This is a genomic window from Paenibacillus sp. FSL H8-0261, from assembly GCF_045040645.1.
Taxonomy (GTDB): Bacteria; Bacillota; Bacilli; order Paenibacillales; family Paenibacillaceae; genus Paenibacillus_AQ.
In genome coordinates this window covers 341,326-356,002 of record NZ_CP150297.1, presented here as the reverse complement: position 1 = coordinate 356,002, position 14,677 = coordinate 341,326, and the positions used below count along the sequence as shown (strand labels likewise).

Genomic DNA, 14,677 nt, shown 5'->3' with positions numbered 1-14,677 from the left:
AAAGGGAATGGGCTTTACTGTAAACTTAAGAGAGGACAAGGGGGATTTATATCCTTCTTTTCGCCCATAAGGCCAAATCCGCTCACTTCTGGGGGATTTATACCCTTCTTTTCGCCCGCAGAGCCCAATTCCAACTTTTCTACGGGATTTATACCGTTCTTTTCGCCTGCGGAGACCGATTCCAGCCTTTCTACGGGATTTATACCGTACATCCCGCCACTCGAGCCCAATTCTAGCTTTTCTACGGGATTTATACCGTACATCCCGCCACTCGAGCCCGATTCCCGCTTTTCTACGGGATTTATACCGTACATCTTGCCCACCAATCCCCATTCACACAACCAAGCTCCACACACCCCCATACTATATCCAGCATTTTTTTCTGTGCAGCAAAAAGGCTGGGATGGTATATTGTAGATTGGCTAAATTTCCGGCGTATTTTAATCGGCACATTTTAAGATGAGCTCAACCATTCTCCAACTAGTTTTGTTGAGCTCACTCTATACAGAAATATATGAAGGTGAATCTATTGAATAAGCTCTTATTTCATAATATTCCGCTGGGAGCAACCGGCGAACGCATCCCGCAAGCGGCTGTAGCTTCAGCACAGACCAGCAAGGAGCTAGTGAAGCGGGAGGAGGGGGACTCCGCTTATTTCCGGAGGCTGGAGGAAGGCGGCATCCTGCTCAACCGCCCGCAGATTGCTGCGGTGCGCCATCATAAAGGGCCGCTACTGACACTGGCCGGTGCAGGCTCCGGCAAAACCTCGGTTCTGATCTGCAGAACCGGTTATTTGTTGTCGGTGCGCGGCGTCTCGCCGAGTCAGCTGCTATTGCTGACTTTTTCGAGTAAAGCCGCGGCAGAAATGCGCGAACGAATCGCCCTGCTCCCGGGAGTTAGCACAGCGGACGTTGCAAGACTTCAGGCCCGTACGTTCCATTCTTTTTTCTTATTTTTCTTGCGCAGACAAGGATTGCAACAGGAAATTTTCAGTGAGACACGGCGCCAGCACATCCTATTGAAGCAGATCATGCGTGAGCTCGGACTGCCGAAGGATGCTTATCCACCGGAAACCGTACTCTCTCTGCTCTCTTCCTGCAAAATGAACATGGGCACCGTGGAAGATCTACCAGAAGGCACCACCGCCGAAAAAGAAATGAAGTCCGTTCTGGAAATATACGAACAATGGAAACTAGACAATTTCAAAATCGATTTCGATGATGTCCTCTTAATTGCTTATCGGATGCTGAAGGAGCGTCCGGAGCTTTTGCAAGAGTTGCAGATGAGATATCTGTACGTGATGGTGGATGAGTTCCAGGATACAAACGCCTTGCAGTATGAACTTGTCAAAATGGTCGCTCACCCACAGCATAATCTAATGGTGGTTGGTGATGATGACCAAACGATTTATTCCTTCAATGGAGCGCGCAGTGAGTTCATTCTAGAGTTCGAGAAGCTCTATCCGGGAGCAAGGGTTATTACGCTCGATATTAATTACCGCTCAGGCCCAGCTATCGTTGGACTTGGCAACGGCATTATCAAGCACAATACACGTCGGCGTTCCAAAACCCTGCAAGCCGCAAAAGGTAGTGGAAGTCAGCCACGATATATGCGTCCGCAAACTGCAGATGAAGAAGCCGAGCAGATGATCGAGCATATTTTAAACGAGGTCTCTAGCGGCAAAAGAGAATATAGCGACTTCGCCATGTTGTACCGGGCGTCGAGCAGTAATCGGGCCGTTCTCGAACTGCTCCTTTTACGCGATATTCCCTATATTGATTACGGAGAAGGGCAATTATTGTACGAGCACTGGCTGATCTCTCCGGTAGTGGATCATTTGCGACTCTCCGTGAATCGGCGAAATTTTGCAGCGATGGAGAATATCCTGCCGACGCTATATATGAACCGTGAAAAAGGCATGAATCACATCCGCCAGATGGAAGCTAGACAGCCCAAGCAAGGACCGTTAATCCACCTGTTGTCCATGCCCGGCATGGAGGATTTCAAAGGAACCAAGCTAAGAGATCGGCTCGATCTAATCCGAAATATACGCGAGCTGACCCCAATACAAGCAATCCGGCAGATTCGTACCCAATTCTACGATTATTTCATCGAAGCGAATGAACGGCATCAAGCGACGCTGCATCGAGAGACGTTAAAAGAAATGCTAGATGAGCTAGAATCCTCCGCGGCGCGTTTCGACAGCATCCCTGCCTTTCTTGATTTCATAGATAATGTCACGGAGCGTAACGAGCATAATCGCCAACCAGGTACTAAAGAGCAAGGCAATCGGATTGCATTAATGACCATTCATAAATCAAAGGGGCTAGAGTTCCCTGTAGTCTTTTTAATTGGAGCGTCTGAGGGAATTCTTCCGCATAGCTCTGCACTGGAGGGTGATCGGCTAAAAGACCGCAAGCTTGCGGCCGGAAGCAGCGGAGCCTCAAGCTTAGCAGCACTGGAGGAGGAACGGAGACTGGCGTATGTAGCCGTTACGAGAGCCCGAGAGGAGCTATTCATCAGCTCACCTGCACAGCATCGGGGTAAAAAAGCGGAGGTCTCCCGCTTCATGTTATCCGCCTTCCGTTCAGCGGTTTCTTCCACAGCAGCAACTACGGTGAGTAGAACCGTGACAACAAGATCCTTGCCGACCAGCCGAGCGACCACGACAAAAACAAAAACCCATGTCGTTCCGGTATGGAACTGCACGGGCAACAGTTGTCCTGGTTGGACACGCATGAAAGCTGGCGGAGCAGAGGATCATCTAACCTCAAAGCCCTGTCCCTTATGTAGCTCACCTATGGCAAAGGATCAGCGAGAAGTTCCCGTATGATTTACACGCAAAAAAAGCAAGTTTCCTCTTCCCTGGAAACTTGCTTTTTTTAATATAAATATATATTTAAGCTGTAGTTACTACTGCTTCTTCAACTTCTTCATGTACAGTCTTAATCTGAATCATTACTGCATTCGGATCGGTCAGCACTTCGATTCCATCTTGGAAAATCAGGTCAGAAACTAGCAGCTGATCGCCAATATCAAGTTTACTAATATCTACTTCCATAGAAGTAGGCAAAACGCCCGGCATACAACGAACTTCTACTTCATACAATTCCACTTGCAATACGCCACCGGCTTTCACGCCGATTGCTTCCCCTGCAAAATGAATCGTAACTTTACTATCCATATTTACAGACATGTTCACATGCTGGAAATCAATATGCAAGATCTTACCTGACAGAGAATCCTTTTGAATATGCTGAACAATGATCGGCATTGCTTCATCGTCCGTTGTTTTTGCTTGCAGAATAGCCCGTGGATTTTTTCTCAAAGTACCCAACAGCTCTTTTTCATCCACTTCTACGTTCAGAGTATCTTTACCCACTCCATACAATACAGCCGGGATACGTCCCTGTTTTCTCGCTAATTTCTTTTGGGACTTTGTTTCGCCAGTACGCTTGTTTAATTGAATAAATTTACTCATTTTTTATTTCCTGCTCTCTTTGACCATAAATTCTTGTCATCCTAAGTATAACATGACCATATAATCTAGTCAAATTTAGCGGAAATCTCCCTTTTCCACACAAAAAAGAAGACTTGAGTGAATTCAACTTCCCATTCCTCAACTCTTCCCAACTGCACTTCCTCAATTTATTTAACTCTTACTTAATTCATCTTCACCTATCACTTCTTCTATTGTACAATCACTTTCATTCAACTCTTCGATTCCGATGAGTTCCCCAGGCTGTACATTAAAATATAAACAAAGCTTTAAAAGCAAGTCTCTGGGATACTGTACCATCTCATCCTTATACATACGGCGAACCGAATCAAAGTGATAATTAATATCCTTAGCAAGCTTTCGTATAGAGAGTTTGGGATCATGATTCTCCATGACCACACTTAATTTACTTCGGATAACCGGCATACATTCACCCCCAGCTTAAGTCCACGCCCACAAAAATCCATCGCGATCCCACGCGATTTTGCCGCCGTGCAGCTTCCGGAAAGCTTTCTTTACTTCCTTGGACAGCGAGGCATTGCCATTCTCATTCACAAATACAAATTGTTCCCCAAAGTTCTCTTTCACATATTCAATCGCCGCGGTCTGATACAAGGTACCCGTAAACCGAATTTCCTTAACCATCCATTCCGCTACATCTTGTGCTGTTACTTCCATATGGATGTGCCTCCTTTCATGTACTTCATGCTAAAATGTGCCCTCATTATAACATGAATACAGCCCGACCGGACAAACGTCCGAATCGGGCTGTATTAGGATGTCTTAATTATTGTGGATAGGTATGATTCGAAGGATAACGAGTCTTCTGTCCACCGCTTACCATCAACAGAATCCCTGTAATCAAGTGTAATACCCATCCCACTATTGGAATCCAAGCCAATAAAGAAGTTACAATTCCGAGCACTGAACCATAGATAGATTCATTGTTCTTTAAAGATAAAATCAAAGTGATTAGATGAAGAATAAACATAAATCCCAGTACAGAGTACCCACTGAACACTACAATAGTAGCACCCAGAAATGGAATTGCCAAAATAATTTCAAACGAGCCTGTAATCCATTTCATAGCTTTAGAAGCGCTCAAAAGACAACCTCATAATAGGTAAAATATACTATTTATTATACAAAAACCCAGCGTTCCCGTATATGATTTTCATCTTGCTTTACTATTTTATTTTCATCCTAAAATCACAGGTTCATTCACCTCATGAAGTGGTTGCTTTTGCACAAAAGGGGGCAAGCCTTCCTTGCTCATTGCAGCTGAGGGAGCAAGCCCTAAGCAGTGGCACATTAACGGAGCCAGCCTTAATTGGGGGATTGCTTGATCTTCTTTTGCCAGAGGCAATGCATCTACTCCAAACGTATATAACGGCACATCCCGCTCGGAAGAGGTGACCCCTCCATGGTACCCATTTGCGTTCATCCCATGATCTGCCGTAATCAGAATCTTATACCCCTGCTCCATCCAAATAGGCAAAACAGTGGCTAGCAGTCCATCGGCGTTACGCACGGAAAGCTCATATTCCTTGCTCTCCCCGCCATAACGATGCCCGGCGTCGTCTATATTCATGGAGTGAATGTATAGAAAATGCGGATCATAAGCACTCCGTAAATACACGGCATCGGCAAACACATGACTGTCAGGATAGTGATCCTCGAAATAAAAGCTGCCATGCTGAATTGGCATCATCACATTATGCTGATGGCGATCAGCCAGTGGATCAAAGGGGGCCGAATTATAAAGCTCACTGACCCAATGATAGGCGACAGCAGCTGTACGCAAATTAGCGGCTACTGCCAAATGAAATACACTTTCTTCATGGCTAGGTCTCACAATATGGTTAGCCGTAATTCCATTTTTGGACACGGGTGTACCCGTTAAGAGCACTTCATAAAGCGGACGTGATAGACTGGGTAATTCCGACTGTACTCGATAACAAGATAAGGATCCTTGCTCCACAAGATGCTCCAGATAGCCCATGTATTTGCGAGCAGCATCATATCTAAGTCCGTCCAAGACAACCACAATGAGTTTATTGGTCATATCCGTCAATCTACTCACGCTCCTTCTCGCTCTAAATGTAAAAGCTCGGAAGGGTTCAGCGCCAATGTGACTTTGTCCCCTTCTCCAACCCGCAGCCAGCGTCCATCATTTAAAAGATCAACCGTTAAGCGGATTCCTTCAGCCTCAACCGTACATCGAATAATATTGCCTAGCACAGACACCGATTTAATCATTCCATTCACCAGTTGTGCTCCGGCAGCAGCCTCCTGCTGACCCGCCCCATCATGCAGTAACGTTACGGCTTCGGGGCGAATAGCAAAGCTGTCCATCCCACTATCTATTCCGTGGAACAGCGCCATCACCTCTGGCCGAGTCAATACATTATAACTGCCCATGAACCGAGCAACGAACTCTGTGCGCGGCGCGGTGTACAGTCCTTCCGGTGTTCCATCTTGGACGATGCGTCCACCATTCATAATGCAGATGCGGTCGGATAGAATCAGCGCTTCTTCCTGATCATGCGTAACGAATAGAGTCGTCATGTTAAAGCGCTTCTGAATATCACGAATTTCAGCACGTAGATTCTTGCGGATCTTGGCATCGAGTGCACTCAGGGGTTCATCCAGCAGTAATACTTTGGGCTGCACGGCTAGAGAACGGGCCAGCGCTACCCGCTGCTGCTGTCCACCGGAGAGTGACTGCGGATAGACGTCCCGCTTCTCCTCTAGATCGACTAAAACCAGCAGTTCCTCGCAGCGGCTACGTCGGGCGGCTTTGGACAAACCACGCATCTTCATTCCATACTCAATATTTTGGCTCACCGTCAGATTAGGGAATAGAGCATAAGACTGGAACACCATCCCCACCTCGCGTTTACGGGGCGGCAGATTTGCCAGATCTTTATTCTCTAGAAGGATTCTGCCGCCATCCAGCTCCGAAAGGCCAGCTATGCAGCGAAGTAACGTACTTTTCCCGCAACCGGAAGGTCCTAGCAGCGTCACAAGCTCCCCTTCACGTATCTCCAAATCTATATTGTCTAGCACACAGGTCTCACCAAACATTTTGAGTATTCCCTGCAGCTTCAGATAATCGTTCATCCCTTAACGCCTCCTCCCATCTTTTTGCCAAGCTTCATTAGTACCATCGAAAGGACTAGAATAAACAGAAAATACGAGATGGCAATCGCACTGGCTAAATGTCCGCTTTCGCCCATTCTTTGATATAGATACACCTGAATCGTCTGAATATGCCCGCCAACTAGCATGTTTGTAAGAACAAATTCACCGAACAGAACGGAAAATGATAATAAGGTAGAGACGATAACGCCAGGCCAGATATTTGGCAAAATCACATTCATAAAAGCCGTTCTGCGGCGGGCTCCAAGCAATTCTGCGGCATGCAGCAGTTCTACGGCGTTAACGGTCAACAGACTATTGCGAATGCCCTGATACATATAGGGAAGAATGACCACAAAATACGCCCCCACCAATAAATAAGCTGTTCCAGCGATATCAAAGAGGCCAGAGGAATAGGTACGAATAAGTCCCACCGCAGCCACTACACCAGGCACCGCATAAGGCAGAACAACAATCACTTTCATAAAGCTCTCCCAGCGCGGAAAATAAATGGTGATGACAAAAACAGCTGGCAGCATCACGGCCAGACTCAGCACCACGCTAATCAGGCATAAATACAGCGAGGTCCAAAGCGCCTCCAAAAAACGAATATCCTTAAACATTTCTCCGAACCAATTCAGTGTCCAAGCTTGAGGCAACAAGGTATTCTGCCAGTCCTGCGCGAAGGCATAAATACCGGTTGCTAACAGTGGAAGTAATAAATACACCATGAGCATTAGCATGAAAGTGCGCGGAGCGAAGCCTGCTTTACGTATATTCATTGCCCCACCTCCTCACTAGCTGCCGTCCACAAGCGCCGAGAATATTTGGTTTTCACATCCGGTTTACTGAGAGCTTTAGCTCCAAATCTCTCCGTTCGCCGAACCATCAGATGATTCAAATAGACGGCCAAAATCGTAGTCAGACCCAGCAGAACAGCAAGCGTACTCCCCATTTCTGGCTGAGTAACCACATCTCCAGCAACCAGTGAACCGATACGTACAGCCAGCAGATTATAATTCCCGCCAACCAAAGCATATGCCGTTGCATAAGCACCCATCGCATTGGCAAACAGTATTCCCAGTGTGCCGAAGATCGCCGGAGTTAGAATTGGCAGCCCAATCGTCTTCCAGAACTGCCACGGTCCTGCTCCCAGCAAGGACGCCGCCTCTCTCCACTGCTCACGAATTCCGTAAAAGGATGGATACAAGAGCAGTAAGGCTAATGGAACCTGAAAATATACATACACCAGAATCAGACCAGACCAGCTATATAAATCAAAATCGGTAAAAACACTCCAGCCCCACTGTTTGAATAAGAGCGTAAACACTCCATTGTTACCAAGCAAAATAATATACGCAAAAGCCAGCGGAACTCCTGCGAAGTTAGAGGTCATATTCGACAGCATTAAGAGTCTGTCTCTTACCCTCGGAGTGAACCGAGTAATACAATATGCACAAAAAAGTCCGACAATGATCCCTATCAGACTTGAGGTTAAAGAGATCAGCAAGCTGTTCTTGATTGCCTGCATGTAATAGGCACTTTGCAGTGCATGCAGGTAATTGCCTAGCGTAAGTCCAGTTCCATCTGCCTTTTGGAAACTTCCCGTCAGCATGGACAATACAGGCACCAGCTGAAATGCCAACACCATCAGTGCAAACGGAATGAGTGCCAGGATCACACCGCGGCTTTTCTGTTTCAACTTCCTCACTCCTTGTCGCGGGAATAGAACAAGGGCACCTTACGGCATCGTAACGAAGGCGCCCTGTTTCTTTTTTTGGGGGAAGAACAATTCTAGTTCAAATGCACAAGCACACGTTCCTGCCATAACTGTGGAATGGTCTTCGCTGTTTCTTCCCATACCTTGTAATCGCCAACAGGCTTAGCGTTAACATACTCCTCTTTTGGCAGCAGCTTAGCCGCAACATCATCCGGCAGTGTTACACTGTCACGGATCGGACGAGCGTACCCTTTGGCAAGATTAATCTGTCCTTCATCACTAAGGATGTATTGACGTGTCAGCTTCGCAGCGTTAGGATGCGGCGCATATTTGTTGATGATCGTTGCATAACCGCTCACCACACTGCCTTCCTTCGGAATGGCTACTGCGAAGCCATCTTTGTTGATCTGATCTCTATAGTTCAAAGCGTTGAAATCCCACAGCAGGGTAACTTCTACTTCCCCTTTTTCAATGTTGGCAAGAGAAGCTTCTGCATTGGAGAGACGTCCTTTTTTAGCTAAATCCTCGAAAAAAGCAATCCCCGGTTCAATGTTCGACTCATCGCCACCAAAAGCAATCGCTGCGGCCAATACAGCCATCTGCGCTTGAGCAGCTTTGGTTACATCACCTACGATGATTTTGTAATTTCCGTTCTTCAGATCTTCCCAGCTCTTCGGTGGATTAGCCACGAGCTTGGTGTTTGTCAGAAACGAAATTGTCCCTTGATAGCCGACAATCCAATTTCCGTCCTTATCCTTAGCCCAATCAGGGATCTCATCCCAGTAGGTCGTTTTATAAGGTTGTGTTACTCCTTTTTCCACGGCAACCGATCCAAAAGCGATCCCTACATCTCCGATGTCAGCCGTTGGTTTATCTTTTTCCGCATCAAACTTGGCAATTTCCTCCGCGCTCGACATATCCGTATCTGAATGTGTAAGACCATACTTACTACTCATATCACTCCATGTATCTTTCCAGTTCGCCCAGGAATCCGGCATTCCCACGCTGATAACACTGCCCTCTTCATTAGCTTTACTCTCGATCTCGGTCAGACTTAATTCTTTGGTGCCAGCATTTCCATTCGTTGATTCGTCAGCCTTAGCCGAATTTCCACAAGCAGCAAGCAACAGGACGAGCAAGGATAACATTAGACCCATCGATAATTGATTTTTGATCCCTTTTTTCATGATTTCCCCTTCACTCCTATTTCTTATTTGCGGGCTTCTCTATGCTCCAACTGTTAGGCACCCAATTGCAGTATAGGCGTGTACTATTTTCGCGGCATTAAGGAGGATAGGAATATTTGTAAATAAAAAGTAAGACATACCAAGTATAAATGCATTCGGCGTCCTTATAAGGTCGCCGAATGCATTTATGCGAGAAATATAAAACATAAAGTATAGGTGCTAAACCAATACTTTCTTATATTTCAAAAAACCACCTGATCCACTCAGGCGGTTCTCGTGTTTATGCTTAAAGCTATACTACCTTCTACGCGCCGCCACACTTACCACGCCGTATCTATAGAGCACTTTCTTGCCGAACCAGCCAAATAACCGATCCGTGAAAAAGCCCATAAAGCCAAGACAGAATAACCCTACAAAGATCCAATCTGTCCGGAAAAACAATCTGGAATTCCAAATCAGATAACCTACACCTTCGTTCGAAGCAATCATTTCCGCACCGATAATCGCCATATACGAGGTTCCCATCGCTAACCGGATGCCTGTAAAAATATACGGTATCGTCGCCGGGACGATCACATGAATCAGAATTTGCCACTCACTGGCGCCCATACTACGGGCTGAGCGGATTTTATCCTCCTCTACGGACATCACACCGGTCAAGGTATTCAGCACCACAATAAAAAAGGTAGCGTACATAATCAATGCAATCTTCGACTGCTCCCCAATGCCAAACCACACTAAAAACAATGTAATGAATGCAATCGGCGGGATAAAACGAATAAAGTTCAGAAAAGGCTCTGCAAAGATACGAATTACATTCACCTTTCCAATAATCAGACCTACGGGAATCGCCATTAAACTGCCGAGTACCCAGCCAATTAGCACCCGGTAAAAGCTAATCCCGATATATTGCATCAAAGTTCCGTCTTCCAGAAGTTCCCGTCCACCCTTAAGCGTACTCCACGGTCCAGGGATCACATCAGGACCGTAGATCACTGCCCCAAGCTGCCAGACGCAGAGTGCGGCAATCCATAGTATGGATACAGAAACCCATTTCTTTTCCACCCATTTCATCATCTGTCCCACCCTATCCTATTCTTCGAAATGGCTCTGAATCTGGTTGTATAGCGAGTAAAATTCCGCTGAGGCTACGTCCCGTGGATAAGGCAGCGTATTGTCATAAATGTCCGTGATGTTAGAGGAAGGGCCTACAGACATAATGCCGATCCGTTCCCCCAACAGCAAGGCTTCCTGAATATCATGGGTTACAAAAATCACCGTCTTATGCGTCTGTTGCCAGATGTTGACCAGTTCGTTCTGCATCGTCCTCCGGGTCATCGCATCAAGTGCACCAAAGGGTTCATCCATCAGCAGGATCGCTGGATCATTGGCAAGCACCCGTGCCAGCTGAACACGCTGCTTCATGCCTCCCGATAGCTCCTTCGGGAACTTCTCCTCATGCCCGTTCAGTCCTACAAGTCCGATGAACCTATCCGATATCGTGCGCCGTTCAGCCTTTGCGATTTTCTTCATTCGCAGTCCAAACTCCACATTCTCTCGAACCGTTAGCCAAGGGAATAAAGAGGAATCTGCTTGCTGAAATACAACTGCCCGATCTCTGCCAGGCTTATTCACCTCTTCGTTATCCACCCGAAGGTTACCGCCAGATTTGGAAACAAATCCGGCGATCATATTCAGCAGCGTCGACTTTCCGCAGCCACTTGGACCGAGTAGAACGAAGAACTCTCCGCCTTTGATTACGAGATCCACATCTTTAATAATATAATGAACATCTCCAGCGGCTGGCTCACTGTAGCTCTTGCGTAGCCGCTCAATATGAATGGTGTGCTGCTTAGCAGGTAATGACATGCTGAACCCTCCTATTTCTTATACGTGACTTCTTCCGGCAAAGCTTTGGTAAGCGGTTCAAGATTCAGCTTGCTATCCAGATCGAAATCCTTCTCAATGATTCCAGTGTCGACCATATATTTCTTCTGCTTCGTCAGACTGTCATACGCCGCCTGTGTGAATCCGAGCGCCCATGGATTGTTCGGAAGATCTTTGATCGTCGATTCCTTAGGCTGCTTCACTTCCTCGTACATCAAATCAGCAACCTCATCTGGATGGGCCTGGGCATAGCCCCCTGCTTCATCCACTGCTGCGAGAAAGTTCGAGATCCCCTCTGGATTTTTTGTTACAAAATCATTCCCTGCTACAATGCCCATCCCTAACCGTACGGTTGTTTTGGACATATCCGTCAGCTCATGTACGCCTGAAAGGGCACCCAGCTTATCATTAAGAACTGAACCATAGAACCATGCACCATCCACAGCCCCCTGCTTCAAAGCGATATAAGATTCGTCAAAGGCTCCCTGCCCTATCAATTCCACATCACTGAGCGCGATGTTATGCTCTTTTAAATATTCATCCCAAAGGTACGGAATGAAGGTTCCACGAATAAAGCTCAGCTTCTTGCTTTTCAATTCCTCAGCTGTCTTGATATCATCCTGTACGAACAGCTTCCATTCTGTAGAAGCTTCATCTGTCGCCAGACCCGCAGAGGCGATGATAGCGTAATCTCCTTTCGACACTGCGTTCAACAAGGGAAAATCGGCCCCGAAAGCAACATCTACCTGTTTAATGAAGAGTGCATTTACACCTTCTGCCGGGGAACCAAAGTTGACTAGTTCGGTGTCTATCCCGTGTTTGGCGAAGATACCTTTATCTAATGCCACACGAAAGGTTGGATTCGTATTGATGTCAGCGATTTTAATCTTCAATGTCTCTTTTTTGCCGTTCAATGCTCCATCTTTAGAGGACGACGCATCACCTTTGGAGCTGCAACCTGATAATAGGATAACAACGGATAAGGATAAGAGCAGAAAGCTTGAGCTGATCCATGACTTTTTCACAACGACATCCCCCTCAAATGTATTAGTTGGCTTTGCGGCTACTACCTTCATCAGTCGTCGCCACACAAGCAGCCCCCTCAACAAACGGCAGGGTTGTTGCCACGTTCACTACCGAATCCGATCCCTTAGGTGCAGCTCCTGGTACTCTGAACTGCGTGACATCTATCGGCTCAATCGCTTGTTCTTCCGGCTTCTCCAGCTGCGGTACCCACGCATAAGGCACACGATAGGAACGGTAAACCATGTTTGTATTTCTGGAATCGTTATACGGCGAGATGTATTCCCAGACCAGTTCATGCTCTGGCGTAACCTCGAAAAGTCTACCGTTAGATCCTTCTGTAATTAAGGTGTTGCCATTCGGTAACCGCTGGGCTGAGCTAATATAAGGACTATAGAATTTATAAGAATCCGTCGGAACAGAGAATCCTGCTTCTGCCGCGGTATACTGCCATTCAATTTCGAGTGTCACTGGATTAATCTCTAGAATTCGAGAGTAGTCGCGAAGTGCATTTTTTTGCCCAAAGGGTGAAGATGGATTGGGAAGACCATAACCGCCCCAACCTCCGTTATCAAATACAAGCAGGTTTCCTTCTCCCGGCAAGCCCTTCGGAATGATGTGCGCATGATGCTGGCCAATGATCCAATCGATATGCTTCAATTCTGGCAGTGAGTAGTCTGGACCAATTCTCCACACGATGGCCCCGGTACGCTTATCTGTAATTGCGATAATATTCGCTTCCCGTGCATCCCAGATCACGTTATCTGGATGGAAACGCTCATCGCCTGCATCGTAAAACTTATTAGGTCCTACATACGAAGCTGAATTGATATGCAACCAGTCACCGACACCGCCCCCCAGATTCCCGAAGGAGCGTGAGTTAGGATCACGGAATAAGACGTTTTTCGCCGCTTCATCAAACCCTAGCTCTGCAAAATGTTCATTCGGGGCCCACTCCCAAACGATATTCCCTTCCCAATCCACTTCGATAATCGTGTCATCCAGCAGCTGCTTGTCGGAGATTTGGTGGTTGTAGATATTTTTGTGAGCGAGGATTAGGGTTTTGCCACCGTCTACCTTAGGCTCTAGCCCTGGTGCAAAATAACCCACCGGATTGCCTTCACGCTGATAGTCATGATGCTGGCGGGCATACCAGAGCGGTTCATAACCCGGATCTTCTATATGTTCATAGCTGTTATATTTCCATACGATGTTACCGTCCCAATCGACCTGCACCAGATCTACATTATCCTGAATGCCAAATTTGGGATCTCTCCTTCCTGTACTGCCTAGCACATAACCACCAGGGAAGATTTTAGCCGGAAACCCGAGCAGTCCCTTCCACAGATGCACTTCTTTACCGTTCATATCAATCAGTACAACACCTTCTTCACCCGCTTGAAATACGGTATAGCCACTCCACGCTTTGCTCGGATTAAATACGGTTGCTCCAGTTGGAAATATGGTTGAATGTCCCATCGTTCATCTCTCCTACATTTAATTTATTTTAATAGCTAAGATAATTACTTTTCTTTGTGACTGCTCGTGGCTTCTGTTCAAGGTTTGGAGAAGCTTCAGCCTCAGCATTCTCCTTCACCAGCTTCAGCAAGATGTCTGAGAATCCTTCGAGATTACTAATGATCCGCTGATAAAAGTGACTTTGCTGCACCAATTCCTCTTCCGTGAACCCCTCAAACAGAAGCGAAATACATCGTTCCCCAATGTTGCTGTTAAGCTCTGCCATCTTCCGGCCTTTGTCTGTGATGTCCAGCATCACCGTCCTGCGGTCCCCTTCCTTACGTCTGCGTACAGTAAATCCGCCTGCCTCAAGCTTATCGCTCAAAGCTGTGATCGCACCTGACGTAAAGTCCAGTTCATCTGCTAAATCCCCAAGCCGCTGTTCACCCTCGCGAATGATTTTATGTAGAATCAGCATGCCGGGTAAAGAGATGCCTGCTACTGCAACCTTATCCCGTTCCTTTACAAATCTGCGGACCATCTTGCGGAATACCCAGTCCGTCTCCTCCAGCTGTCTCCAATACGTATCGCTCATTCTTACCTCATCTCTCTCCATAGCCAACAAAAAAAGACTCCCAGCACAACTCCCAGGCAAGGGAAAAGTGCGGGAGCCTTTGGCGGTCCAATCGGCTCAGATAAATTATTTCACTGTTCATTTAATTAGTGTTTAAGTATTGCTGATATCATATAACCCTTTATTCC

Annotated in this window: 16 protein-coding genes; 1 reads left to right on the top strand and 15 read right to left on the bottom strand. The window is 46.7% G+C overall.

Annotated features, from left to right (window positions below):
• Nucleotides 1-14: 14 nt before the first annotated feature.
• Nucleotides 15-314, bottom strand: coding sequence for a hypothetical protein (locus tag MHI27_RS01625; protein ID WP_405175435.1), 300 nt, complete (start codon nucleotides 312-314; stop codon nucleotides 15-17).
• Between the two features lie 215 nt (nucleotides 315-529).
• Here MHI27_RS01625 and MHI27_RS01620 point away from each other — a divergent pair, with 215 nt between their 5' ends.
• Nucleotides 530-2,833: a UvrD-helicase domain-containing protein gene (locus tag MHI27_RS01620; protein WP_405175434.1), complete on the top strand. Its 2,304-nt coding sequence runs from the start codon at nucleotides 530-532 to the stop codon at nucleotides 2,831-2,833.
• A gap of 66 nt (nucleotides 2,834-2,899) precedes the next feature.
• Here MHI27_RS01620 and MHI27_RS01615 read toward each other — a convergent pair whose 3' ends face one another.
• The 14 genes from MHI27_RS01615 to MHI27_RS01550 all read right to left on the bottom strand — a co-directional run bounded on the left by MHI27_RS01615 (nucleotide 2,900) and on the right by MHI27_RS01550 (nucleotide 14,510).
• Nucleotides 2,900-3,481 (bottom strand): 50S ribosomal protein L25, encoded by a 582-nt coding sequence (locus tag MHI27_RS01615; protein ID WP_076285107.1) that lies wholly within the window; start codon nucleotides 3,479-3,481, stop codon nucleotides 2,900-2,902.
• A 171-nt stretch (nucleotides 3,482-3,652) separates the two neighbouring features.
• A complete protein-coding gene (locus MHI27_RS01610) occupies nucleotides 3,653-3,925 on the bottom strand; it encodes a helix-turn-helix transcriptional regulator (protein ID WP_076285106.1) in 273 nt (90 codons plus the stop codon).
• A gap of 15 nt (nucleotides 3,926-3,940) precedes the next feature.
• A complete protein-coding gene (locus MHI27_RS01605) occupies nucleotides 3,941-4,177 on the bottom strand; it encodes a DUF6953 family protein (RefSeq protein WP_042123499.1) in 237 nt (78 codons plus the stop codon).
• A 109-nt stretch (nucleotides 4,178-4,286) separates the two neighbouring features.
• Complete coding sequence (locus MHI27_RS01600) at nucleotides 4,287-4,604, bottom strand: hypothetical protein (protein ID WP_060623858.1); 318 nt, start codon at nucleotides 4,602-4,604, stop codon at nucleotides 4,287-4,289.
• A gap of 93 nt (nucleotides 4,605-4,697) precedes the next feature.
• Nucleotides 4,698-5,564: an alkaline phosphatase family protein gene (locus MHI27_RS01595; RefSeq protein ID WP_076299988.1), complete on the bottom strand. Its 867-nt coding sequence runs from the start codon at nucleotides 5,562-5,564 to the stop codon at nucleotides 4,698-4,700.
• Nucleotides 5,565-5,578: 14 nt separating this feature from the next.
• Nucleotides 5,579-6,622: an ABC transporter ATP-binding protein gene (locus tag MHI27_RS01590; RefSeq protein ID WP_405175433.1), complete on the bottom strand. Its 1,044-nt coding sequence runs from the start codon at nucleotides 6,620-6,622 to the stop codon at nucleotides 5,579-5,581.
• Entirely contained in the window at nucleotides 6,619-7,422 is an 804-nt protein-coding gene (locus MHI27_RS01585; RefSeq protein WP_042184213.1) for an ABC transporter permease, read from the bottom strand. Before MHI27_RS01585 ends, MHI27_RS01590 begins: the two co-directional genes overlap by 4 nt.
• Nucleotides 7,419-8,342 carry an ABC transporter permease gene (locus MHI27_RS01580; protein WP_405175432.1) on the bottom strand — a complete coding sequence of 308 codons (924 nt, stop codon included), beginning with the start codon at nucleotides 8,340-8,342 and terminating at the stop codon, nucleotides 7,419-7,421. Before MHI27_RS01580 ends, MHI27_RS01585 begins: the two co-directional genes overlap by 4 nt.
• Nucleotides 8,343-8,434: 92 nt before the next feature.
• Nucleotides 8,435-9,547 (bottom strand): ABC transporter substrate-binding protein, encoded by a 1,113-nt coding sequence (locus tag MHI27_RS01575; RefSeq protein WP_405175431.1) that lies wholly within the window; start codon nucleotides 9,545-9,547, stop codon nucleotides 8,435-8,437.
• Nucleotides 9,548-9,844: 297 nt separating this feature from the next.
• Nucleotides 9,845-10,621: an ABC transporter permease gene (locus tag MHI27_RS01570; RefSeq protein WP_042184207.1), complete on the bottom strand. Its 777-nt coding sequence runs from the start codon at nucleotides 10,619-10,621 to the stop codon at nucleotides 9,845-9,847.
• Nucleotides 10,622-10,639: 18 nt separating this feature from the next.
• Nucleotides 10,640-11,416, bottom strand: coding sequence for an ABC transporter ATP-binding protein (locus tag MHI27_RS01565; protein ID WP_405175430.1), 777 nt, complete (start codon nucleotides 11,414-11,416; stop codon nucleotides 10,640-10,642).
• 11 nt (nucleotides 11,417-11,427) lie between these two features.
• The gene (locus MHI27_RS01560; protein ID WP_405175429.1) at nucleotides 11,428-12,459 is read right to left on the bottom strand and encodes an ABC transporter substrate-binding protein; all 1,032 of its coding nucleotides are present in this window, start codon (nucleotides 12,457-12,459) and stop codon (nucleotides 11,428-11,430) included.
• Between the two features lie 22 nt (nucleotides 12,460-12,481).
• On the bottom strand, nucleotides 12,482-13,936 hold the full coding sequence (locus MHI27_RS01555; protein WP_339244383.1) for an aryl-sulfate sulfotransferase: 1,455 nt from the start codon (nucleotides 13,934-13,936) through the stop codon (nucleotides 12,482-12,484).
• A 28-nt stretch (nucleotides 13,937-13,964) separates the two neighbouring features.
• Nucleotides 13,965-14,510 carry a MarR family winged helix-turn-helix transcriptional regulator gene (locus MHI27_RS01550; RefSeq protein WP_042193136.1) on the bottom strand — a complete coding sequence of 182 codons (546 nt, stop codon included), beginning with the start codon at nucleotides 14,508-14,510 and terminating at the stop codon, nucleotides 13,965-13,967.
• Nucleotides 14,511-14,677: the final 167 nt, after the last annotated feature.

Excerpts from the sequence above, each read along its gene's own strand:
- MHI27_RS01625 (WP_405175435.1), bottom strand. The coding sequence starts at position 314 with ATGTACGGTATAAATCCCGTAGAAAAGCGGGAATCGGGCTCGAGTGGC.
- MHI27_RS01615 (WP_076285107.1), bottom strand. The coding sequence starts at position 3,481 with ATGAGTAAATTTATTCAATTAAACAAGCGTACTGGCGAAACAAAGTCC.
- MHI27_RS01610 (WP_076285106.1), bottom strand. The coding sequence starts at position 3,925 with ATGCCGGTTATCCGAAGTAAATTAAGTGTGGTCATGGAGAATCATGAT.
- MHI27_RS01605 (WP_042123499.1), bottom strand. The coding sequence starts at position 4,177 with ATGGAAGTAACAGCACAAGATGTAGCGGAATGGATGGTTAAGGAAATT.
- MHI27_RS01595 (WP_076299988.1), bottom strand. The coding sequence starts at position 5,564 with ATGACCAATAAACTCATTGTGGTTGTCTTGGACGGACTTAGATATGAT.
- MHI27_RS01590 (WP_405175433.1), bottom strand. The coding sequence starts at position 6,622 with ATGAACGATTATCTGAAGCTGCAGGGAATACTCAAAATGTTTGGTGAG.
- MHI27_RS01585 (WP_042184213.1), bottom strand. The coding sequence starts at position 7,422 with ATGAATATACGTAAAGCAGGCTTCGCTCCGCGCACTTTCATGCTAATG.
- MHI27_RS01575 (WP_405175431.1), bottom strand. The coding sequence starts at position 9,547 with ATGAAAAAAGGGATCAAAAATCAATTATCGATGGGTCTAATGTTATCC.
- MHI27_RS01570 (WP_042184207.1), bottom strand. The coding sequence starts at position 10,621 with ATGAAATGGGTGGAAAAGAAATGGGTTTCTGTATCCATACTATGGATT.
- MHI27_RS01565 (WP_405175430.1), bottom strand. The coding sequence starts at position 11,416 with ATGTCATTACCTGCTAAGCAGCACACCATTCATATTGAGCGGCTACGC.
- MHI27_RS01555 (WP_339244383.1), bottom strand. The coding sequence starts at position 13,936 with ATGGGACATTCAACCATATTTCCAACTGGAGCAACCGTATTTAATCCG.
- MHI27_RS01550 (WP_042193136.1), bottom strand. The coding sequence starts at position 14,510 with ATGAGCGATACGTATTGGAGACAGCTGGAGGAGACGGACTGGGTATTC.